Origin of the sequence: Allobosea spartocytisi (genome assembly GCF_014764685.1) — a bacterium.
Classification (GTDB): domain Bacteria; phylum Pseudomonadota; class Alphaproteobacteria; order Rhizobiales; family Beijerinckiaceae; genus Allobosea; species Allobosea spartocytisi.
Genome location: NZ_JACXWY010000029.1, coordinates 24,399 through 43,930 on the forward strand (window position 1 = coordinate 24,399; position 19,532 = coordinate 43,930).

Below are 19,532 nucleotides of genomic sequence, written 5' to 3' on the forward strand. Positions count from 1 at the left end.
GGCATGAGTCAAGGGCGATGACGGATTTCGGTGCGAAGCGATTGACTCATAGCCCGCACATCCCCTCGCACTCATTGCCGAAGAGATCGAGCTGGCCGTGGTCGGCGGCCGTCGACAGATCGGCAAGGTCGAGCGGCACACACGTGCGATGCAGGAACACATCGCCACGGATGCCGCGAAGGCCGGAGCGCAGGGCGCGATCGACCTCGACCGCATCGGCCCATGCCTCGGCGTCGTGATCGCGCATGTCGCGCCAGCGCGCATTGTCGTGGAACGGGCAGCCGATGCACGCGCTCTTCGGCGGAATCGGATAGCCCTGGCGGCGCAGCCATGCCAGGCAGTCCTGCCGGCTCATGCGCCGCTCGATCAGGGGAAAGCGCTTGATCTGCCAGGCCTCGAAGCTCGGCTTGGCCCGGATGATCTCGTCGGTGCTGATGCCAATCCATTGCTCGACGACAGGGAAGGGCGGCGAGCGCTTGCGGGCAAGGCCGGCGAGCTCGCGGACCTTGCGCCGGATCGGGACGATCTTGAACTCCGTGGTGCATTGCCGGCGGATCATGCCGATTGAGATGATGTCGTTCGCGCTGTGACGTTCGCCGATCTCGATCAGCTCGCCCTCGTCGAGAATGGGGATGGGCGTGCCGGCCGGCCGCACCGTGCGGGTGAAAGCCGGAATCGATGCCCAGCGACGGCCCTCGCCGGCGGCAAGAAGATGTTCGCGGATATTGCCGGCCGAAACGATGTGTACGGGAAAGGGGAGGACATTTCCCGACGTGAGCCATTTGAGATGCTCGTAGACGGCGGCAGGTTCCCAGCCCGTGTCTGCGAAAATTGCGCAGTCCGGCATGGGGCCGATTTCGCCATGGGCCGCGAGCAGCGCCATTGTCGTCGATTGGACGCCGGCGCCGAGCGAGAGCACACGCAAGCGGAGCGGGGAGGGCGCGAGACCCTCCCCAGGAATAGGCGGAACGTGAAACATCACGCTGCCTCCCGCTCTGCTGCTTCCGCCGGCTGGAGACCGTGCAGGAAGGCGGCGGCGCGCTGCGCGTGCGCGGCGGCCTGGAAGACCGCGCGCTTGTCGCCGTGCAGGACCTGCAGCCACGATTCAACGTAACTGGCGTGGTCGGGCCGGGGCTCAAGCTCGGGGACAATGCCGAGGTCGGCGCAGATCAGTGCCGATCCGATTTCAGCGACGAGCTCTTCACGCGCGCGTTCGCTGCGATCCTTCGCATAGCGGCTGAGGTCGCGGCCGACGCGGCGTGGATCGGCCGTCCAGTGTATATGCTCATGGCTCAGCACCGCCACGTAAGACGCGGCATCGCGAAAGGTCTCGAACGGCGGCATCTGGATGTGATCGGTCGATGGTGCGTAAAAGGCGCGGGGACCGCCATGCCGGATAACGGACCCGGTATTGGCAAAAAAGCGATCGGCATGATCGATCCGCTGGATCGGATCGATTGCCGGCGCCGGCTGCCGGTAGAAGTGATCGGGCAGTCCGGCGATCTGCTCGACGTTGAAAACCGAATAGGTTTTCAGGAACGGGATGTCACGCTCGATCTCGCCGCCGCTGGCGTCGGTTTCCGTTCGGGTGAAGCGGCTCGCGTAGATGACGGTCGCGCCTGACTCGCCCTTGCGGACATGAGCATCGAGCTCGATCGCCTGCTTGAACGTCATCCAAGTCGGCGAGGTAAAACCGCGCGCAAGCGCTTCCGACCATAGCAGGAGCACGTTCATGCCGCTGTAGGCTTCGCCGTTGTGGCGCAGCGGCCGGGTGATCCGACGGCCGGCATGACCGGCACTCCACGGCTGAACCCAGGGACGGACACCCTTTTCGAGATCGGCGACGATGCGATCGGTGATGCGCGCGTAGACGTCGGCGCGTGAGCCTTCCTTCTTCTCAGTCATTTTCCTGAACCTCCGTTTGGAGGTCGCGCCCATCGCGACCCCGTTACGGCGGTCCATCGCCAGGGAATACAGGGGAGCGGCGCACCCTTGGGCCGCAACGAAGTGGAGGGCGGCGAAGCCGCTGCGCCGGGCCCCGGCCCTGGCAGGACCAAAAGCCGGACGGTGTCGCGACGCGCCTCCTGCTTCTTTTTTCCTCTCATTCGATTTTCGTGGGGAGCGGTTGCGACAGCGACGCGAGAAAGGGCCGGACCTCCTTTAGGGGGCCGGCCCAGCGTCGTGGTGTCGAAGACGGGCGAGGCCGAAGCCTCGCCCGGTGCTATCAGCCGAAGGCGGCCAACTGCGTTTCGGCCGCTTTGCGATCGAGCGTCTGGCCCGGATTTTCGACCGGGCGCTCGAACGGCTTCCAGCGCTCGCCGACGACGTGTTCGTAGGCAGCGACGGCGCCCTCGGCCGCCATGCGCAGGGCGTGCGACTGCAAGGCCATGTCCGCGGCGAACTCGCGCTTGCGCTGCGCTGCGCTGTCGAAACCGACGGGGCCGTCGAGGTCCTCGTCGCGCAGGTCGTTGGACGCTTTGGCCGTCGCATCGCGGGCTTCGGTCACCGCGCGGCTGTAGAACTGGCCGGCGCCGTGCGCGGAGCCGACATAGGCGCCGACGATCCGCTGCAGATGAATTTGCATCGCTCTCTCGCCGAGGCCTTCGCTCAGGCTGTCGGCCGTCTCGATGATCATGCGCTGATGGAGATCGCGGATCCCGTCGCTGTCGAGAACGGGAAGACCGAAGCTCTCGGAGATGAGCGTTGCCTGGGCGGCGTCGGGGCAGGCAAGCCTGACCATTTCGAGCGTGGTGCTCTTGCGGAGCTGAACGACCTTTGCGGGCTGACGTTGGGTGCGAGCGGCTTTGGTCATGAGAATTTCCTTTCCTTCGGTTCGCCTGAAGGCCCGGATCGGCTCCTGCCGGTCCTCCCTTCGGGTGCGATCGACCGAAACCGGCGGAATGACGGGCGCTTCAGGGTCCGGGGCGGCCTGATCGAGCGGAGCGGGTTTGCGCGCAAGCAGGGCTTCCAGCCCTTGCGAAGCGCGCGGGCCCGCTGTGCCGAGATCGGCAGCTCCGGCCGCAACGCGGCGCGGCACGCGGCCTTGAAGCGACCGGCCGCCGGTTTAAGAGCGCAACAAAACCCGAGGGGAGGTCCGGCCGGCCGACACGCCAACCAGAAAGTGAAACCGACAGGCAAGGACCACATGTCCCCGCCGCATCCCACCACCAGACCGCCGGCCGTGACGCAGGACACCCGCCGGACCGTCCGGCTGCTTTCGCAACGTCCCGGCACCGCGTCGCAGAGAGCCGGCATTCTCTCCCGGCTGCGCCCGCCGGCGCAACGCCAGCGCCCGTCGTCTCGCCGACAGCCTGAGCGAGGGTTTCCACGAGATGGATGCACCCAACCATCGGCAAGGTCGCCGCCCGTATTGGACCCGCCGGCAATGGACGTTCTCGGCCGCAGACTAGACGCCGGGGCAGGCCGAGGTGATTCCAACGTTGCGCGAGCGCTGACCGGATAGCGTCAGGGAGCGACAGCCTGCGCTCCCTCACACGCCGCTGACAATGGCCGGAGCGCGCCGCGCGGGCGGCGTGCGCTCTCTGCTCGTCCCGCACGCCGTCGGATGCGATCATCGTCAGATCGACGAGCCGGTTTCCGGCCACAGCGCCGATGTCGGGCCGGCATGATGATGGTCCATCTTCGTGCCGGTCTGCTCGTGGCGGGCAGCGCTTCGCCCGTCACGATCGACACCGAGGCGCTCGCGCAGCGCCTCGATTGCCTGGCCTTGCCGCGCGAGCTTTCGCGACAAGGCGTCGATTTCCGGCTGGCGTTCCGCAGTAAGCGCCGCCAGGCTCGCACGATACCGTTCGAGAAAAGCACCTGGGTCCGGCGGCTTGCCACGACGATAACCGGATTGCTTGCGCCCGAGCGACGGTATCAGCGCGGTCATCCTCCGCGTGATCTGCCGATCGATCACATCGAGTTGGCGCTGCGTCTGCCGCTGCGCCTCCTCCATGCGATGGAGAAGATGAAGGCGATCGGGGGAAGGGCTCATGCCGCCCTCCCTGGCTGCCAGCCGATAAAGTCGGACTCGCCGCCATAAACGTGGTGGCGAGCGGGATCGACCACAAAGCCGAAGAGCCCGACGCGGTATTCGTCCGAGGGAACGAGGAAGCGGCGCTCCTCGGTCCCGTCGCCCCGCTTGCCGCCCGGCGTCGCGACAACCTCGACAAATCCTGCGACCTGCTTCGACGTGATCGCCGAGATCACGATCCAGTCGTGGGCGTGCGCTGCTTCGAACGCGCGGCGATCCTTCTCGTAGGATTCACCCGGCAGGAGGATCGTGCCGAAGATCGCCTCCCAGGCATCCGGCCAAGAGTCCTTGATCGTCCGCTCGGCACAGCGACGCTCGAAGGCTGTGAAGAGATGCGGAAAGGTGATCGCGACGATCGCCCACTCGGCATCTTCCTCGTACCATCCGCCGGCCGAGCGCAGCATGCGATGGACCTTGCGGTTTCGCTCGGCCGAGAGCTTGAAGCCGCCGTGCCCGGCGGTCGAGTGCGACGTGACGCCCTCGGCGTAGATCGTCGCGCCCTGCGAGGTGCCCCACGGCGTGTGGGCACGCGAACATTCCTCGACACGGCCGAGCATCTTGCGCTCGCGCTGATGTTCGGCATTTTCGAGCACCCGTGCCCGAAACGCCGCCTCGTCGGCGAGCTCGCCGGAGTGCCCGTAGAAATCGCTGCGCGTCCACTCGGCCATCGGACGCGTAAGACGCCAGGCGGTGACGAGATAGTGCCGATCGTCGCGCGCCATCGCCATGGCGAACGCTGTGTCGCCGACGAGCGCGACGGGCATGCCGTCGGCGCTGCGGCCGAAAGAAACCCCTGGAAATCCGTGGTTCCCTGTTTGAGGACGGGCAGGAGAGGGGGCGTTCATGCCGCGGTCCTCCCCTCGACGATATCGGCGCTGACCTCGTCGGCCGTCACCTCCTGGAGCACGGCGCGCGGATAGCTGTGCCGCGTCAGCCACTCGCGGGCGTCGGCCTCATGCATAGAAAGATGGACGAGCTCGGCGTCATCGCCGGGACCGTCGAACACGCGGACCGATCCGATCGTCGGGCGTTCGACGATGGTGAAGACCAGTCGCGAGTCGAGCGAGAACGTTCGATGGATACGGATCGCAATGACACCGCCGCCGCCGAAGTCGGCTTCGTGCAGGGTGAACGACGCCGCCAGCGAGATGTTGCCGACGCCATGCGCCGCTTGCTTGCGGATCAGGCGGCCGCGACTATTGTTGGTCCGCCAGGCTGAGAGCTTTTTGTTGAAGCGTGCCGGTGGCTGCGGCATTCCGTCGGACCAGGCGATAATGGAGCCGATCGGGGCATTGTCGAAGATGGTGTGCGCGGACATGGTGGCCTCCTTGGATAGCGCATGTGTGGAAACGACACCGCCGCCGGAGACCGGCGGCGGCGAACCTTTTGAAGTTGAAGGTGAGCGGCGTTACTCTGCCGCCTCGCGGAAGGCCTCGGCCTCCTCGTCGGAGACGCCCTCGCCGACGTCGGCCACGTCCTCGTCGGCCTCATCCTCGTCTGCTGCCGCCGCGCGCGAAGACAGCCAGTCGGAGAGCTTCGCCGGATCGGGGGCGAAGAGGGCGGAGGGATGGACGAAGTGGCCCTCCTTGTAATGCGCGACGAGCGCGGCGCGCGTGTCCTTCACGCGCTGGCGCGGCAGGACCGGCGTGTCCTTGCACGAGCCTTCGAGCGCCGGCCGCGACAGGCAGGAGAGGAAATCCTCGGTGCCCATGTTCGGAAGGAACGCGTCGGCGCCGATCATGTCGCCAGCGATGCGCGCGACGATGCCGCTGTTGGTGGCATTCTCGCGGCACGAGAAGACGTCGACGAGCATAGTGCGGGCTGCAACGCGCAGCGTGTCGATGTCGAAGGCGAGCTTGCCGTCTGCGTCGAACAGCACCGCCGCGTTCTTCGCCAACCGGCTGTAGCCGTAATAGGCACCGCCGCTCCCCGTCGTGACCGAAACGTTCTGACCGGCGAAGGCGAGGATCAGCAGCGCCATCAGCGCATCATCCTCGATCGGCGCGCGGCCGAGTGCTTCGCGAAGCGCGTCGGTGCGGTAGTCGCCGATCATCTCGACGCCCTTGCGCGTCACGTCGGGGCGCGGCCTCGCCACGTCGCCGACGTCATCCGGGGCGTTATCGGTGCCGCCCGTGTCCTTGCCGCCCTTCGGCTTCTTGGCTTCGGGCATGCGGTAATGCACGCTCTGCACGCGACCCTCGCGGTCGAGATACATCGCGGTGCAATCGGATTTCGCCGGCTTGCCGTAGACACGCTCGGCCTTCGGTGGCAGCTTCACCTCGCCCCAGTTCGTGGTTTCGGCGATGACGCCCTTCTTTGGCAGGTTCGCCGTCATCCACTCCTGCTGCGCGCCGAGGAAGCCCTCGACATTCGTGGTGTAGCGGCTGTCCTCGTCGGCCGGAGCGAACAGGTCCTCGACCCACTGGATGCCGTAAGCCTGGGCGAGGTCGTCGCCGAAGCTTGCATGGCGCGCATACATGCGGGTCTTCTGCAGCCCTTGCGCCACGCTCCACCAGGAGACCTGCGGATCGCCCTTCGACGGCTTGTGCTTCTTCCAGACCTCCTTCTGCTCGTCGAGCGAGGCCGCCGCGATCGTGCGGAGCTGCTGCTCGTTCGGCATGTCGCCCTTGGCCATGTGATCGAGCATCGCCGGCAGGACGTTGGCGAGCAGCCGCAGCTTCTTGATCTGGCGCACGGGAAGCGCCAGCGCCACGCCGATCGCCTCCTCGGTCCAGCCGAGCGCGACCAGGCGCTCGATCGCACGCCACTGGTCGACGGGGTTCATGGGCTCGAATGCGATGTTCGTGACCATCGAACGCATCGCGCCGTTGTCGTTGGCGACCTCGTCGACGAGCACGTCGATTTCCTCGAGCCCCGCCGCGATCGCCTGCTTCACGCGGCGATGGCCAGCATTGATGACGTAACCGTTGCCGCCGCCGGCTTCCGGCGTGATAACGGGGGGCTGGACGATGCCGACCGCCTTGATCGTGGCGAGCATCAGCGCATCGGCCTGTGGTGTCGATTTCGTCTGGCGCAGGCGGTCGGGATTTTCCTTCAGCGCGCGCGGATCGACCTTGATGAGATGCATGGGAATGCTCCTTTTGGGGGTTGCGGACCGGCGCTGCCGGCCCTTTCTCGTCTTCTTCCCGAAGACACCCCCCGGCCCGCGGAGCGGGCGGGCCGGTGCAACTGCGGCCGAGCAACCCCGCCCGGCTGGACCAGCAGGGCCAAAGCCCTGCGCAGGACGACGGGCCGGGTTTGCGCAGGCGGCGGTTGAGCTTTAGCGGCGACGGCCCGCCCGATCTGCGAGCGGGCATTTTCCCTTCTCTTCCCCTCTCTCTTTCGTTTCAGGCGGCCACCGGCATCTCGCCGGTGTCTCTGCCGCCCTCGGCCAGGGCCTTCTCCACCTCGGCGAGTTGCCGGCGCTTCTCCGCGAGCTCACCGCCGAATGCGAACTCGCCGCCATCGCGGGATTCGTAAGACACCAGCCGCCGCCGGGCATCGGCGAGGCGCTGGCGGTAGCGCTCGCGCTCGCCATCGAAATCGTCGAGCGCGTGCTCAAGACGAGCGATCGCGCCGAGCGGCGTCACCGTCACCGGCAGCTCGATCTCGTATTCCGCGCCGGTCCGCTGCAACATCGTGGTGTAGCGATAGCCGTCACGTCCGAAGCGCTCGGCGCTATATTCGATGTCGAAGCCGCCGATCGAGGCGATGACGACGTCGCCCTCCTGCTGGAGCTGCACGAGCGTCAGGATCTCCTTCAGCAGCGCGCGACCGGCGAGCTTGCGTTCGTCGTAGGATTCGTCCGTCACCGTCATCGCGAAAGCGTCGCCTGAGGTCGGTGTTCGCCGCTCGATATCCTTCGCGATTTCGCCGATGCAGCGCGTCGAATATTCGATGTCGCGCTCGGCATCGCGGATCTGCCGCCGCACGGCGTGCTGATCGTCGATATGCGCGGCACGCAAGCGCTCGAGCCGCGCGATGTCGGCTTCGAGGCCAGCCTTCTGCATCAGCCGCGGATCGCCCGATGCGATCGCCTTGGCCATCGCGAACTGGTTGGCCTGGCTCTCGCCCATGTCCTCGAGACGGCGGATCGAGGTGTCGCCAGACAGCGCCGCGGCGATGAAGCGGGCCTTGCGCTCATTGTTCTGCCACATCTGCGCGTCGAGCGAGCCCTCCGTGGCGTAGGCGAAGATGTCGACCTCGTCGTGCTGATTGCCCTGGCGTACGATGCGGCCCTCGCGCTGCTCGATCTGCGACGGCAGCCAGGGCACGTCGAGGTGGTGCAGCGCCTTCAGGCGCAGCTGCGCATTAACGCCGGTGCCCATAGTGTCGGACGAGCCGATCAGGAAGCGGACCTTGCCGGCGCGCACGTCGCCGAACAGGCGCTGCTTCGCCTCCGACTTTTTGAAGTCCTGCATGAAGGCGATTTCAGACGCCGGCACGCCCATGCGGACCAGCTCGTCGCGGATCCAGCGATAGGCGGAGAAGCCGCGCGACTTCTCGACGCTGATCGTGCCGAGATCGGAGAAGATCATCTGCGCCGCGCCGGGCAATTCGAACGGCTTGCCGTCGGAGCGGACATAGGTGCTCTCGGCGGTGTCGCTCCAGATGCGGAAGGCGTTGCCGACGAGCTGGTTCAGCTTGTTGTCGGCTTCGTTATCATTGTCCGGGTCGACCAGCCGCAGATCAATCGCCGCATGCCGGCCGTCGGTGATAACCGACAATAGGATGTCGTCACCGGGCTCCGGCGCACGGTCGCGTTCCTCGATCGCCTTGATGCGCTCGCCGAGCAGCGTCTGGTAGCGCTTGAACGCCGCCGACGGCTTCGCGGTGAGGATCTGCCGCTTGCCGGTCGAGATCGCCGGGACCTTGACGTATTGGCGCAGGTCCTCGGGCAAGACGACGTCCGCGAAGGAGCGGAACATCGCGATCAGCTCGGGCACGTTGACGAAGGTCGCGAAGCGCGTGACCGGCTTGTATTTGCCCGACGGCTGTAGTTCGAGCTCGGTCGTCACGTCGCCGAAGGTCGATGCCCAGGCATCGAACTCGTGCAGGCCACGCTCGCTGAGTGCTGCGTAGCCGAGGTAGCGCTGCACAGAGAACATCTCGCCCAGCGTGTTGGTGATCGGGGTGCCGGAGGCGAGCACGAGCGCGCGGCCCGGGTTCTTCATGTCGACGTAACGCGACTTGACGAAAAGGTCCCAGGCGCGCTGCGAGCCGTTCGGGTCGACGCCCTTCAAGGTGCTCATATTCGTGGCAAAGGAGAGCTTGCGGAACTCCTGCGCCTCGTCGACGATGATCTGGTCGACGCCGATCTCGGAGATGGTGAGGAGGTCATCCTTGCGCGTCGAGAGCGCCTCCAGCCCCTCTTTCAGGCCTTCCTTGAGCCGCTCGAGCCGCTTGCGCGAAACGCGGTCGTCGCTCTCGACCTTCGTCAGCAGCGTCTCGTAGAGCTCGAGCTCGTCCTGGATCATTTGGCTCTCGAACGCCGACGGCACGCTGATGAAGCGGAAGGCCGAATGCGTAATGATGATCGCGTCCCAGGTCGCGGTCGCCGCGCGTGACAGGAAGCGGTGCCGCTTGTCCTTGGTGAAGTTCGTCTCGTCGGCGACGAGGATCCTCGCGTTCGGGTAGAGCGCCAGGAATTCGCGCGCCGCCTGCGCCAGGCAATGGCCGGGCACGACGAGCATCGCCTTGGCGATCAGGCCGAGCCGGCGCTGCTCCATGACGGCGGCGGCCATCGTCATGGTCTTGCCGGCGCCGACGGCGTGCGCGAGGTAGGTCGAACCGGCCGAGATAATGCGCCAGATGCCGCGCTTCTGGTGCCCATAAAGGACAAAGGCGCGAGAGGCGCCCGGAAGCTTCAGATGCGAGCCGTCGAAGGCCCGTGGCGCGATGTTGTTGAAGCGGTCGTTGTAGACGCGCGCCAGCCGGTCGGTGCGGTCGGGATCGGACCAGATCCAGCGCTGGAACGCATCCTTGATCTTTTGCAGCTTGGTCTTCGCCGCCTCGGTGTCGACGACGTTGAGGACGCGGCGCTCGCTGTCACCGTCCTTCACCGTGTCGAAGATCTGCGGCACGCGGCTGTTCAGCGCGTCGGCCAGAAGTTCGCCGGCGTGCCGGCGGTCCGTGCCCCATTCCGAGGTCCCCGCCGCCATCCAGCCGAGTTGTCGCGCCTCGACGGTCCAGGACGCCAGTTCGGGCATGTGGTGGATCTTGATGTCGGCGCCCATCGTTTCCGTGACGAAGGCGACGATGTCGGAGGCCGGAATCCACGGCGCGCCGAGCCGAGCGGTGATGTCCGACGGGCTGAGATCGGCAGGCTGGACGGCCTGCAGCGCGGTGACGTTGCGCTCGTAGTCCGGATCGAGCGCCGCGGCGGCTTCGGCGGTCTTCAACTTGTCGCGTACGGGACCGGACAGATAGGCGTCGGCGGTCTGCCAGGAGCCGTCGGCCGGATCGCGGAAGATGGCGCTACCGAGCTCGGCGACGACATCCTCTTGATCGCGATGCAGAAGCTCGGCGATGTGGTCGACATCGACACGGCCGCGCTCATTCAGCACCACGGCGAGCGCATCGGCAGCACTCGTGATCACCGGCGCCGCCGGCGGCGAGATCACGCGCTCGGTGAAGATCGGGCCGGGTTTCGCGGTGTTTGTCTCAAGATCATAGTCCTCGATCGAGGCGACGAGCCAACAATCTGGATCGTCGAGGAAGGGCTGGATGTTCGGCCGGCGATGCGTCTCACGCACCTCGCCGGTTTCCTCATCCTCGGTCATCGAGACGGTCGTGAAATTGATCGGCCCGAAATCGCGCACAAAGTTCGACCAGGCGATGCGCAGGCGAACCTGCGCATCCTTCCATGGCCGGTCGGTCTCCTGGCATTTGAGGACCTCGCGCACCGCATCGCGGATCGGGATCAGCTTGCCGATGATCCGCACATGCTTTTCGGGGACGCCTTCGGCGCTGCGACCCTTGCGGACCTTGATCGCGACCGGCCTGCCGTCGAGGACCTGCATGATGCCGTGGACCTTGTCGGCGACGTAGCTGCCTTCGCGCACATGGCGATCGGCCGGAGAAACGAGATCGACGGACTCGTCATCTTCGTCGCGATCGGCGTCGATGACGTCGGGCTCGCCGTCGTAGATCGCCTCCGGGAGAAGAGCGATCGCAGCGGGAAGGAGAGATTCGAGCGCCTCGCCGGCACGCGGCAGGCAGGTATAGGTCTCGCCGAAGGGACCGGAGGTTAGCGCATGCGTCCCGAGCACGAAGGCGGGGTGCTGCGCGAACCAGCGGTTCACGCGGATCACGCTCTCGTCCTCGCCTGCCGGGCGTACCTCCTCGGTGTCGAGCCAGGATGCATCGCCTGCGGCTTCGCCGATCTTGCGCTTGCGGAAGAAGAGGAGGTCGACCACGACATCCGTGCCGGCGGCCGCGCGGAAGCTGCCCTCGGGGAGACGAATGGCCGCGACGAGATCGGCCGATCCGGCGATGTGCTCGCGCGCGGCGACATCCGCCTTGTCCATCGTCCCGTGCGAGGTCACGAATGCGGCGAGCGCGCCGGGTTTGAGGAGATCGATCGCACGCGCGATGAAGTAGTCGTGCAGGCGAAAGCCCTTGGAGCGATAGGCCCGGTCCGATCGGACGGTGCGGTCGGAAAAGGGCGGATTACCGATTGCGAGATCGAAGGCCGCCGGCAGTTCGGTGCGCGCGAAATCGCCGGTGAGGATCCGCGCCCGCGGCTGGAGCAGACGGGCGATCCGCGCCGTGACCGGATCGAGCTCGATGCCGGTGACATGCGCGATCTCGAGCAGTCCTTCCGGCATCAGCGCCGGGAAAAGGCCCGTGCCGATGCCGGGCTCAAGCACGCGGCCTCCGCGCCAGCCGAGACGTTGCAACGCCGTCCAGATCGCCCGCACGATCAGCTCGGGCGTGAAATGGGCATATTGCGTGCAGCGGGCGAGCGAGGCGTAGTCGAGTTCGCCGACCGCATCCTCGAGCGAGGCGCCGAGCTCCTGCCAGCCTTCGCGGAAATCGGGTTCGCCGGGCCGGCGGAAGACGCCGTTGGCGAGATCGGACGCGCCGAAGCCGGTGAAGCGGATCAGCTGCGCCTGCTCCTGCGCCGTGGCCGGGCGTTGATCGGCCTCGATCTCGGTCGCGAGCCGTATGGCGGCGATGTTGTCGCGCCCGCGATCCTTCCAGGTCCTGGCGAGCAGGCGATCGCCGACGAGACGGAAGTTGGACCCGCGCACGGGGCGGGCAGGGACGGCGGGACGCGCGGTGGCCGCGACCGGAAGCGCCGGAGCCGGCGTCGAGGGATCGGGCTCATCGTCGTCATCGTTCGCGAACGTTCCGCCAAAGGCGGTCACGCCGAGGCCGAGGCCCGACGAGAGAGCGGTGTTGCCGAAAAGGTCGAGAGTGAAGGGATCGTCGTGCGCCATCGTAAGGTCTCCTGTGTTGAAGGCGCGCGCCATCGATCCCGCCGGGGATTCCGGCTGGCGCGATGGTCGCGAGAGGTTGTGGGAACGGGCCGCGTGGCCCGGAGGTCAGCGGTGGATCGGCGTGATGGCCATGCTGTCGTCGGTCATCGCGATCGTGAGGTGCGTGGCCGAGGCAAGTGCCTCGATCGACCGCACGAGCAGTTCGGCGTCGAGGAAGTCGATGCCGTCATCGCCGCCGAAATACTGGCGCTTGTAGTGCCAGTAATCGAGGTTGGTCGTCGGATCGCATTCCTCGGCATAGACGATGAGCGGACGCTGCTGCCCTTCGGCGAGCTTGCCGTTGGACATGATGTACACGCCTTCGTCGCCGACCAGCCAGACGCCGGGCTTCTCGTCCTTGCCCGGCGCAAGGCCGTAATGCGGGTTACGGAAGCCGCCGTTCATCAGGGCGTCGATGCGCCCACGCGCGATCACGGCGTGGACTGCCGTCACGGAAAAGGTGAACATAGCAGCACCTATGCCGCGATCGCATCGGGCAGGTAGCGCAGATGCACCGGCAGCTTCACCGCGATTTCCGCGTCGGTCAGTCGATCGAGCAGCCGGAAATCATGGCTTCGATCCTGGCCGTAGACGATCACGATGCGCTTGCCGCGCTCTGCGGCGGGAAAGCGCCAGTCCGCATAGCCGCGATAGGGGTCATGCGTGCTCGACCAAATGTGATCGAGGCGCTCCTCGCGTGTCATCGCCCGGACCGGCCGCGACTCGCGTTCGACGATCGCGGCGCGCATCCGCTCCGGCGATTGCCGGTCGCCGAGATCGCAATAGCCGTGGAAATAGCGGATGCGTTCGTCGATCTTCAGCTCGAAGAAGACACTCGTGATGCAGCCGGTGAGAAATTCGCGCATGGCGAACATGTCGCCGCGCATCCACAGTGGGGGCAGGATCTCGAACATGTAGTCGTGCTCGGCTTCGCCGATCTCGAACCATTCGCCCGAATAAAGAGCGGTCGCGTTGTCCTCCACCCGGTTCGGTCGCTCCTTATGCCGATCGAACATGCGAAACATCTGCCGGCGGTCGGCGGCGCCTTGATAGACCTTGCGGATCGAAGAGGGGATCATGGTGGGCTCCTTTCAGCCTCGTCGGGCCGGAGCGCGGCTCACCCTTCCGGTTCGCCATCCTCTTCAGCCCTTCTGACCCCTCCTTCGCGGCCGCCTCTCCGGCCCGGCGGGTCAAGGGCCGCGAAGCGGGCGAAGCCTCCCTTGACGCGCCGGCCGGGCATGCGGCACGTCATTCCTCCTTTCCCGTCTCTCCCTTTTCCATCCTCCCATCCCGGCGCTGCTCGGCCGACCGGATCGCCGCGAGCGCGGCTTTGAACAGGACCGATCCTCTGTCTTCCGCGAAGTCGGCGGCTGCGACGGCCGCCACGCAGGCGGCATGGATATCGTCGTCACCGATCGAATCCGCCGAGAGCACCGTGACGACCTCATCATGCGCGATGACCTCGCCGATCGTCGCGCGCACCTCGCTCTCGTCGAAGGACAGCAGAATGTGCGGGCGCGGCGCCGGCGCATCCGGAGCGGGATCTTTCATACCGGCAAGGATCGCCTCCGCCTTGGCAACGGCCGAGGTGGCGCGCCCGGCCCAATAAGCGCTCTGCTTGGCGTCGCCCACGCCGCTCAGCATCTTGACCAGACCGAGCAGGACCTCGAAATGATTCGCTTTGCGCTGCACCGTCTCGTCGAAATGCGTAGGCACCCGCAGAGCCTGGCCCCGATAGGCACCGTCGGCCCCCACCCACGCGCCGGTGAGATAGGTTTCGCCAGCTGATTCATAGTCGCGCTTTGCGCTCTCCCAATCATCGTCCTCAATGGCGAGGCGGCAGGCCTCAGTGAGGCTCGCAGCTTCATAGGTGCGATGTCGGTAGACCGGCAGGCGATAAGTCGACTCAATCGTAAACAGGGGCATGGTTCGTCCTTCCCATTGGTGTTTTCAAACACCGCCGGGTGGCCGCCTCTCCGGTGCGGAGGGTCAAGGGCCGCATAGCGGGCGAAGCGCACCCTTGAGGCTCCGGCCGGGTATGCGGCAGCGGACCTTCCCCTTGTCCTTCTTTCTGCCCGTTTCTGTTCGAAGGGCGCGATCGGAAAGTTGTTTACGCGTGGGCGACAAGCCGCCGGTCAGAGAAGCGCGCCAGCAACGCCTTCAGGTCCTCGTTCCAATCGTCGCCGCGCGGCCGCGACCGGACGTAGCCGACCCCAGCTTCGGCGGCGATCGCCTGGATGCGCTCGGCATAGAGGTCACCTTGTCGATTGTTGTCGGTCGCGGCGACGAGACGGGTGTGGCCCCGCGCCCCGATGCGGCGAAGCGCCTCGTCGGTCACGGACGACCAGCCGCCGCCGGTGCTGACATAGAGCGTATCCGACCGCTGGACCTCGATCGTGGCAAGGCTCATGGCGTCGATCGCCGCCTCGGTCACGCAGATCCGTTCAGCGCTTGCCGGTCCGAAGCGGAAGAGCTCCTTGGCGCCGTCGGTCGCAAAACCGCGCCAGGTCGGCCCGCGTTCCTCCCAGCCGGTGAGTGCTCCGGACGCCGATCGATGCGCTGCCCACATGCTGCCGTGCGGTCCTTCCCGCAGGCAATCCAGGGCGATGGCGCGCCGGAGGACGTCGTCGGGGAGCGCCCGCTCGGCGGTGAGATAGCGCCAGGTCGTCGAACCGGGCCGCGGCCTGGGCCGGCGCTGCCAGCGCTCGGAGATCGAGATGGCCGGTGCCGGCCGCTGCGGGCGTATCCATGCAGGCTGACTCGGAACGAAGCCGATGAGACCAGCGAGCTGTTCGCAGGCGGCGACGAAGCCGTCGGCGCCGAGATGCTCGGCAAGATCGAAGATGTCGCCCTTCTTGGGCGAGAGCGGATCGAACCAGCCGCGCCCGTCGTGGATCACGATGATAATTTCGCCGTCGCCGCGCCTGAACTTCACCGCACGGCGCGTGCTCTCCTTCAGATCAACCTTCCAGCCTGCGGCTTCAAGGACGATCGCGCAGGTCACCTTCTGGCGCAGATTCTCGATTTCGTTCTTCTCCATCCATTCATCCGAGGCGCGCCAACGGCGCGTGCTCGCCCTTTCTTCGGTTGACTTTCCTCGTCCCGCACCTTGCGGAACACAACCGGCAAGCCGCGAAGCCTGCCGGATGCAAGGGCGCGCTGGCAAGAGATCCAAGACATTGGACGATCGGCGCGGCGAAGCCTCCCTTGCGTCCGGCGAGGCGCCAGCGGCACCGCCTGCCACCCCTTCGCGCCGGCCGGGCAGGCGCGCGTCAGGGATGGCTGCCCGGCAGGGGGAAGACCTCTCCCGGGGGGCTTCAGCTCAGCCACCAGCCCGGCCCCGTCAGGGGAGACGCTCCACATCCCTCACACAAAATGGCCTCTAGGGGGTTGGCAAGCCAAGATTTATCGAAAGCATCTGGATGCCGAGCGAATGAGCGGTTATGAGTCGTGCGGGGCAGTACGCGCTGCCCTGGGGCTTGGAAAACCCCTGTTAGCGGTTGGCGCCGGCCGATACGGCGCCGCACTCCTTGACCTTATGGTCGGGGAGCCTGTGGCGTATGCAACAGGTTCTCCGAACTAAAGGCCACAGGGCCGTCTAACAGCGGTTTTCCAACTCCCCGATCACCAAGAGTCAGAGAGAGTTCGTTTGCGGGGGCGTACCGCGGAGAATTTCTCCGGGGAGATTTAGGTGCCCAAAGGCAAGGATCGGGGGCTGCCATCTCTTGAGACACAAGCCGTCGCCGCGCACCGTGCCTATTTGGACGCATTAGTGTCCTGGGACGCCGCGCTGCACATGGCAACGTGTCCGATCTGCCGCCCGGAAGGGTGGTCCGAGGCCGAGGGTTCGCGTCGCTGCGACACGGCCGAAATCGAGAAAGAACGCTGTCGACGGCTCTTCCGGGATCTTTGCGATGATCTCGGATATGTCCCAAGCGGTCATGGCCTTGCTTTACCTGACGAGAAACGGTCGTGCCGTCAGGCAGATAAACCTGATCAATCAACAGACATCGCTCTGGATCATCCAAGCAAAGAAACGACGCGAACGATTGCGAGAGGCCCGAAGACTGATCAAGCCAGCGAAAGCTGAGTGGCTTGTTTTGTCTCATCCGCCTGTTGTGCCATCGGTAATCAAGCCCCGGCACGCAGTGATTAGCACAGCGGCGCGACGCACGCTGAAAGTGCCATCGATTTCGTGGCAATAGTCGTTTGTGACCATACCCTGACGACCGCGAGCGTGACTAACTCGGTTGCAACTTAAGCCGAGGAGTCAGTCATGCTTGCAGTTATTTCGGGTGCGGATATGGATCGACATTCCGCCCTCATGAATCAGGTTTTTAGCCTTCGACATAAGATTTTTGTTGAAGAAAAGGGTTGGGAGCAACTGAGACAGCCCGATGCTCTCGAGCGCGATCGGTTCGATGACGCGCACGCGGTCCACCATATCTGCATGCGTGACGATGCGATCGTCGGTTACCAGCGTCTGCTGCCGACAACCCGGCCTCATCTTCTGACCGACGTGCTTGGCGACCTATGCCGACGCCCGCCGCCACGTGGACCGCGTGTTTTCGAGTGGACGCGGTTCTGCGTTGCACAGGGTCACCGCGAAATGCGGCCTCGCGGCGACAGCCCTTTCCTTGAACTTGCCCAGGGCGTCGTCGAATGGGGCATGGCAAAGCGGGTCGACACCGTCACCGTCGCGATCGATTGGCGGCTGATGGTCATTGCCATGCAACTGCGCTTTTTCGTTCGGCCTTTGGGATTTCCGGTCCGGATCGGCCGCGATGAGGTGGTCGCGCTCCGAATGTCCTTCAACCGCGAAACGCTGTCGACGATCCACGCAGCGCGCGGATGCACGCGCTCCGTTCTGGACAATGCGTCATGGCCGTCGGCGGCCTAGACCGAGCCTGCAACAGCTGAGGAACCAACAGTGATCCGAACTGCCGATACCAAGATTGTCGCGTCCGAGCTACATGCCCGATACGAACCCATCCGCGCGGTGGCGTTGATCGGGCGCACCCTGCAAAAGGCCTTGTTCGCCGGCCGCTCAGACGAAGTCGTTTTCTGGGCTCTCGTCCATGCCCATTATCGGGGCGGTGATCTTTGCGCCGCTGTCGAAGAGCAACTAAACGCATTTTCGCGTTTCATCCTGCGCGACCCCACCGAGCTGAATTAGCCGACATCTCAGATTTCCGTCGGCCCGACGATAATCGAAGCGGTCGAAGCCGATGGCGGGTTCGACGCGATCCCGGTGGAAGTCGGGAAATCTCCTGGTCCTGTCGGCATTTGGACGCACACGTTCGACTGCTGGCCGGTGAAGCAGGAGACGTCGTAGCCGGCGCCCCGCAGCAGGTAGGTGCAGACGCTGACGCCGTTGCCATCCTTGACGTTGCGTGCGTTGCAATCGCCGCTTGCGACGTAGTTGGCGAGCTTGCCTTTTCCACCGCACCCGAACTGGCATGCCATCAGGATCGCGGATTGGTCGATCGTCGCGCACTTGCCGCCCGAACACACCTGCTGACCGACGATCGAAGTCAGGCCGTTGCTCTGCGCCTTCGACCACTCGTTTTGCTCGTACTGTGTCCACGCCGCGGTTTGCGCGGAGGGGTTGTTGAGGAAACTCTGGGCGCTACCGCTGTAATATTGCTCGAACGTACCCGGGCAGAACTGGAAAGCGCCGAGGCACCCGAACTGGTTGGTCGTGCCGAAATTGCCTTCGCTTGCCGAGACCTTCGAGGCGAAGTCGGCACAGTTTGATGGAATACCGGCTGAAGTAAGATTAGCGGCCGATTCGCCGGCGAAGGCGACGGCGGCCGACAGGCAGAGAAACAATCCTGCGTCGACGAGCGACTGGCGCAATGGGCGAGACAACATCATTGTTTGTCTCCGTCGACCCCAAACTTAAAATCGCCGTTGACGAGCGTCTTGCCGTTGTCGCTGAGCGCGAAGGGACGGCGGGCAAACTCCTCGGTCTTTTTGTTGGAAGACAGGTCGGCAAAGCGCGGATCGTCGGGCGGCACGATCTGATGCATCATGTCGTCCACGACAACACGCCGTTCACCACTTGCGGCGATCCGCACGAGCCGCGTCGGGCAGGTACCCGACGAGCAGTCGTCATTCCAGATCTGCGAGATCAGCCACTCGCCGTCAGGCGTGCGCAGCTGATACTCATGGATCGTCACTGTCCCCTTCGGATTAGGCGCGAGTGTATCGCCGGTCCAGATCTTGTCGGGATCGCTCGTTACGTTGCGATAGCTCGTCTTGTAGGAAAACGCGTTGTCGGCAGCGAGGCTCGGAGAAGCAAAAAACGCCAGCGCGGGGGTTGCGAGAATTATCAGGGCGGGCAGTCGCATCTTTGTCTCCTTGCATTGGCGCCGATCGGTGCGCCGAGTCACCGGCTTATTGCATGCTGCAACCCCGCTATTGCCGGGGAAGTGGAACGTCGAATGAGCAGCCATCGACCGCCTCGTGGTTGACAAGCAGTCCCGTCTTGAGCGTCCGTCGCGCGACGTCGTAGGACGCATAGGCTCCCGACGCGGCTGCTGTTGCCGGGGAGGGCTGGTCGAGTTCGAGAAAGCACGCCTTGCCGCCATCCATCGTGCGCACCTGCAGACCTTCGTAGACGGCGATGCGCACCGGGCAGAGCTTCACGGCGGCGCCGGCCTCGGAAAAGGTGGTCTTCGGCTCGCACTGGCTGGCGGTATCGAGGATGCTGAACACGACCGACCGGCGGCTGCTCCAGATCACGAAATGCGCCTCGTTGGCCGGCGCATTCCCTTTCGAGAAGCGGCGGTCTCCGCGCTGCTCGTAATGGCGGTTGTTTTCGTCAATCGCATCCTTCCAGATATCAACATAGGTCGCCGTTGCGGGCGACGGGGTCTGAAGGTTCGCGTAGGACATCGAACGCCAGGCACCGGGGTCGGCGGTCGGGGTCTGGGCTTTTGCGCTCGATCCTTCCATAAGAACGAAACCTCCAACACATGTCGCGGCAGCAATCATACAACATCTAATAT

General features: G+C 65.3%; 19 protein-coding genes. 3 read left to right on the forward strand and 16 right to left on the reverse strand.

Going from position 1 to position 19,532, the window contains the following annotated elements; genetic code table 11:
* Positions 1 to 46 precede the first annotated feature (46 nt).
* From IED13_RS25750 to IED13_RS29380, 13 genes are all read right to left on the reverse strand, one after another.
* Positions 47 to 979 (reverse strand): hypothetical protein, encoded by a 933-nt coding sequence (locus IED13_RS25750; protein WP_191125867.1) that lies wholly within the window; start codon positions 977 to 979, stop codon positions 47 to 49.
* Complete coding sequence (locus tag IED13_RS25755; RefSeq protein ID WP_191125868.1) at positions 979 to 1,905, reverse strand: ArdC family protein; 927 nt, start codon at positions 1,903 to 1,905, stop codon at positions 979 to 981. Before IED13_RS25755 ends, IED13_RS25750 begins: the two co-directional genes overlap by 1 nt.
* Before the next feature lie 319 nt (positions 1,906 to 2,224).
* Positions 2,225 to 2,812 carry a hypothetical protein gene (locus tag IED13_RS25760; RefSeq protein ID WP_191125880.1) on the reverse strand — a complete coding sequence of 196 codons (588 nt, stop codon included), beginning with the start codon at positions 2,810 to 2,812 and terminating at the stop codon, positions 2,225 to 2,227.
* A 765-nt stretch (positions 2,813 to 3,577) separates the two neighbouring features.
* The gene (locus IED13_RS25765) at positions 3,578 to 3,997 is read right to left on the reverse strand and encodes a hypothetical protein (RefSeq protein WP_248312774.1); all 420 of its coding nucleotides are present in this window, start codon (positions 3,995 to 3,997) and stop codon (positions 3,578 to 3,580) included.
* On the reverse strand, positions 3,994 to 4,881 hold the full coding sequence (locus IED13_RS25770; protein WP_191125881.1) for a DUF7007 domain-containing protein: 888 nt from the start codon (positions 4,879 to 4,881) through the stop codon (positions 3,994 to 3,996). Before IED13_RS25770 ends, IED13_RS25765 begins: the two co-directional genes overlap by 4 nt.
* On the reverse strand, positions 4,878 to 5,354 hold the full coding sequence (locus tag IED13_RS25775) for a hypothetical protein (RefSeq protein WP_191125869.1): 477 nt from the start codon (positions 5,352 to 5,354) through the stop codon (positions 4,878 to 4,880). The genes IED13_RS25770 and IED13_RS25775 overlap by 4 nt, the downstream gene beginning before the upstream one ends.
* A 90-nt stretch (positions 5,355 to 5,444) precedes the next feature.
* Positions 5,445 to 7,124 carry a ParB N-terminal domain-containing protein gene (locus IED13_RS25780; protein ID WP_191125870.1) on the reverse strand — a complete coding sequence of 560 codons (1,680 nt, stop codon included), beginning with the start codon at positions 7,122 to 7,124 and terminating at the stop codon, positions 5,445 to 5,447.
* Positions 7,125 to 7,383: 259 nt separating this feature from the next.
* Positions 7,384 to 12,480: a DEAD/DEAH box helicase family protein gene (locus IED13_RS25785; RefSeq protein WP_191125871.1), complete on the reverse strand. Its 5,097-nt coding sequence runs from the start codon at positions 12,478 to 12,480 to the stop codon at positions 7,384 to 7,386.
* 105 nt (positions 12,481 to 12,585) lie between these two features.
* Positions 12,586 to 12,987, reverse strand: a complete 402-nt coding sequence (locus IED13_RS25790; protein WP_191125872.1) for a DUF3085 domain-containing protein — start codon at positions 12,985 to 12,987, stop codon at positions 12,586 to 12,588.
* Positions 12,988 to 12,995: 8 nt separating this feature from the next.
* Positions 12,996 to 13,598 (reverse strand): DUF1419 domain-containing protein, encoded by a 603-nt coding sequence (locus IED13_RS25795; RefSeq protein ID WP_191125873.1) that lies wholly within the window; start codon positions 13,596 to 13,598, stop codon positions 12,996 to 12,998.
* Positions 13,599 to 13,767: 169 nt separating this feature from the next.
* Entirely contained in the window at positions 13,768 to 14,445 is a 678-nt protein-coding gene (locus IED13_RS25800) for a hypothetical protein (protein WP_191125874.1), read from the reverse strand.
* 184 nt (positions 14,446 to 14,629) lie between these two features.
* Entirely contained in the window at positions 14,630 to 15,559 is a 930-nt protein-coding gene (locus tag IED13_RS25805) for a DUF3991 and toprim domain-containing protein (protein WP_191125875.1), read from the reverse strand.
* Between the two features lie 453 nt (positions 15,560 to 16,012).
* The gene (locus IED13_RS29380) at positions 16,013 to 16,111 is read right to left on the reverse strand and encodes a (2Fe-2S)-binding protein (protein ID WP_141694512.1); all 99 of its coding nucleotides are present in this window, start codon (positions 16,109 to 16,111) and stop codon (positions 16,013 to 16,015) included.
* Between the two features lie 99 nt (positions 16,112 to 16,210).
* On the opposite strand from IED13_RS29380, the gene IED13_RS25815 reads away from it, so the two are divergent.
* From IED13_RS25815 to IED13_RS25825, 3 genes are all read left to right on the forward strand, one after another.
* Entirely contained in the window at positions 16,211 to 16,609 is a 399-nt protein-coding gene (locus IED13_RS25815) for a hypothetical protein (RefSeq protein ID WP_191125876.1), read from the forward strand.
* Positions 16,610 to 16,795: 186 nt separating this feature from the next.
* Entirely contained in the window at positions 16,796 to 17,419 is a 624-nt protein-coding gene (locus IED13_RS25820; protein ID WP_191125877.1) for an acyl-homoserine-lactone synthase, read from the forward strand.
* A 30-nt stretch (positions 17,420 to 17,449) separates the two neighbouring features.
* A complete protein-coding gene (locus IED13_RS25825; protein WP_019200156.1) occupies positions 17,450 to 17,695 on the forward strand; it encodes a hypothetical protein in 246 nt (81 codons plus the stop codon).
* Positions 17,696 to 17,703: 8 nt separating this feature from the next.
* Here the strand turns inward: IED13_RS25825 and IED13_RS25830 are convergent, their stop codons facing one another.
* From IED13_RS25830 to IED13_RS25840, 3 genes are all read right to left on the reverse strand, one after another.
* A complete protein-coding gene (locus IED13_RS25830; RefSeq protein ID WP_191125878.1) occupies positions 17,704 to 18,396 on the reverse strand; it encodes an acyltransferase in 693 nt (230 codons plus the stop codon).
* The gene (locus IED13_RS25835; RefSeq protein WP_210323759.1) at positions 18,393 to 18,872 is read right to left on the reverse strand and encodes a hypothetical protein; all 480 of its coding nucleotides are present in this window, start codon (positions 18,870 to 18,872) and stop codon (positions 18,393 to 18,395) included. Before IED13_RS25835 ends, IED13_RS25830 begins: the two co-directional genes overlap by 4 nt.
* Positions 18,873 to 18,939: 67 nt before the next feature.
* Positions 18,940 to 19,530: a hypothetical protein gene (locus IED13_RS25840; protein WP_318652317.1), complete on the reverse strand. Its 591-nt coding sequence runs from the start codon at positions 19,528 to 19,530 to the stop codon at positions 18,940 to 18,942.
* Between the last annotated feature and the right edge of the window lie 2 nt (positions 19,531 to 19,532).

Excerpts from the sequence above, each read along its gene's own strand:
- IED13_RS25775 (WP_191125869.1), bottom strand. The coding sequence starts at position 5,354 with ATGTCCGCGCACACCATCTTCGACAATGCCCCGATCGGCTCCATTATC.
- IED13_RS25800 (WP_191125874.1), bottom strand. The coding sequence starts at position 14,445 with ATGCCCCTGTTTACGATTGAGTCGACTTATCGCCTGCCGGTCTACCGA.
- IED13_RS25760 (WP_191125880.1), bottom strand. The coding sequence starts at position 2,812 with ATGACCAAAGCCGCTCGCACCCAACGTCAGCCCGCAAAGGTCGTTCAG.
- IED13_RS25785 (WP_191125871.1), bottom strand. The coding sequence starts at position 12,480 with ATGGCGCACGACGATCCCTTCACTCTCGACCTTTTCGGCAACACCGCT.
- IED13_RS25770 (WP_191125881.1), bottom strand. The coding sequence starts at position 4,881 with ATGAACGCCCCCTCTCCTGCCCGTCCTCAAACAGGGAACCACGGATTT.
- IED13_RS25780 (WP_191125870.1), bottom strand. The coding sequence starts at position 7,124 with ATGCATCTCATCAAGGTCGATCCGCGCGCGCTGAAGGAAAATCCCGAC.
- IED13_RS25765 (WP_248312774.1), bottom strand. The coding sequence starts at position 3,997 with ATGAGCCCTTCCCCCGATCGCCTTCATCTTCTCCATCGCATGGAGGAG.
- IED13_RS25750 (WP_191125867.1), bottom strand. The coding sequence starts at position 979 with ATGTTTCACGTTCCGCCTATTCCTGGGGAGGGTCTCGCGCCCTCCCCG.
- IED13_RS25820 (WP_191125877.1), top strand. The coding sequence starts at position 16,796 with ATGCTTGCAGTTATTTCGGGTGCGGATATGGATCGACATTCCGCCCTC.
- IED13_RS25830 (WP_191125878.1), bottom strand. The coding sequence starts at position 18,396 with ATGATGTTGTCTCGCCCATTGCGCCAGTCGCTCGTCGACGCAGGATTG.
- IED13_RS25790 (WP_191125872.1), bottom strand. The coding sequence starts at position 12,987 with ATGTTCACCTTTTCCGTGACGGCAGTCCACGCCGTGATCGCGCGTGGG.
- IED13_RS25795 (WP_191125873.1), bottom strand. The coding sequence starts at position 13,598 with ATGATCCCCTCTTCGATCCGCAAGGTCTATCAAGGCGCCGCCGACCGC.
- IED13_RS25755 (WP_191125868.1), bottom strand. The coding sequence starts at position 1,905 with ATGACTGAGAAGAAGGAAGGCTCACGCGCCGACGTCTACGCGCGCATC.
- IED13_RS25805 (WP_191125875.1), bottom strand. The coding sequence starts at position 15,559 with ATGGAGAAGAACGAAATCGAGAATCTGCGCCAGAAGGTGACCTGCGCG.
- IED13_RS25835 (WP_210323759.1), bottom strand. The coding sequence starts at position 18,872 with ATGCGACTGCCCGCCCTGATAATTCTCGCAACCCCCGCGCTGGCGTTT.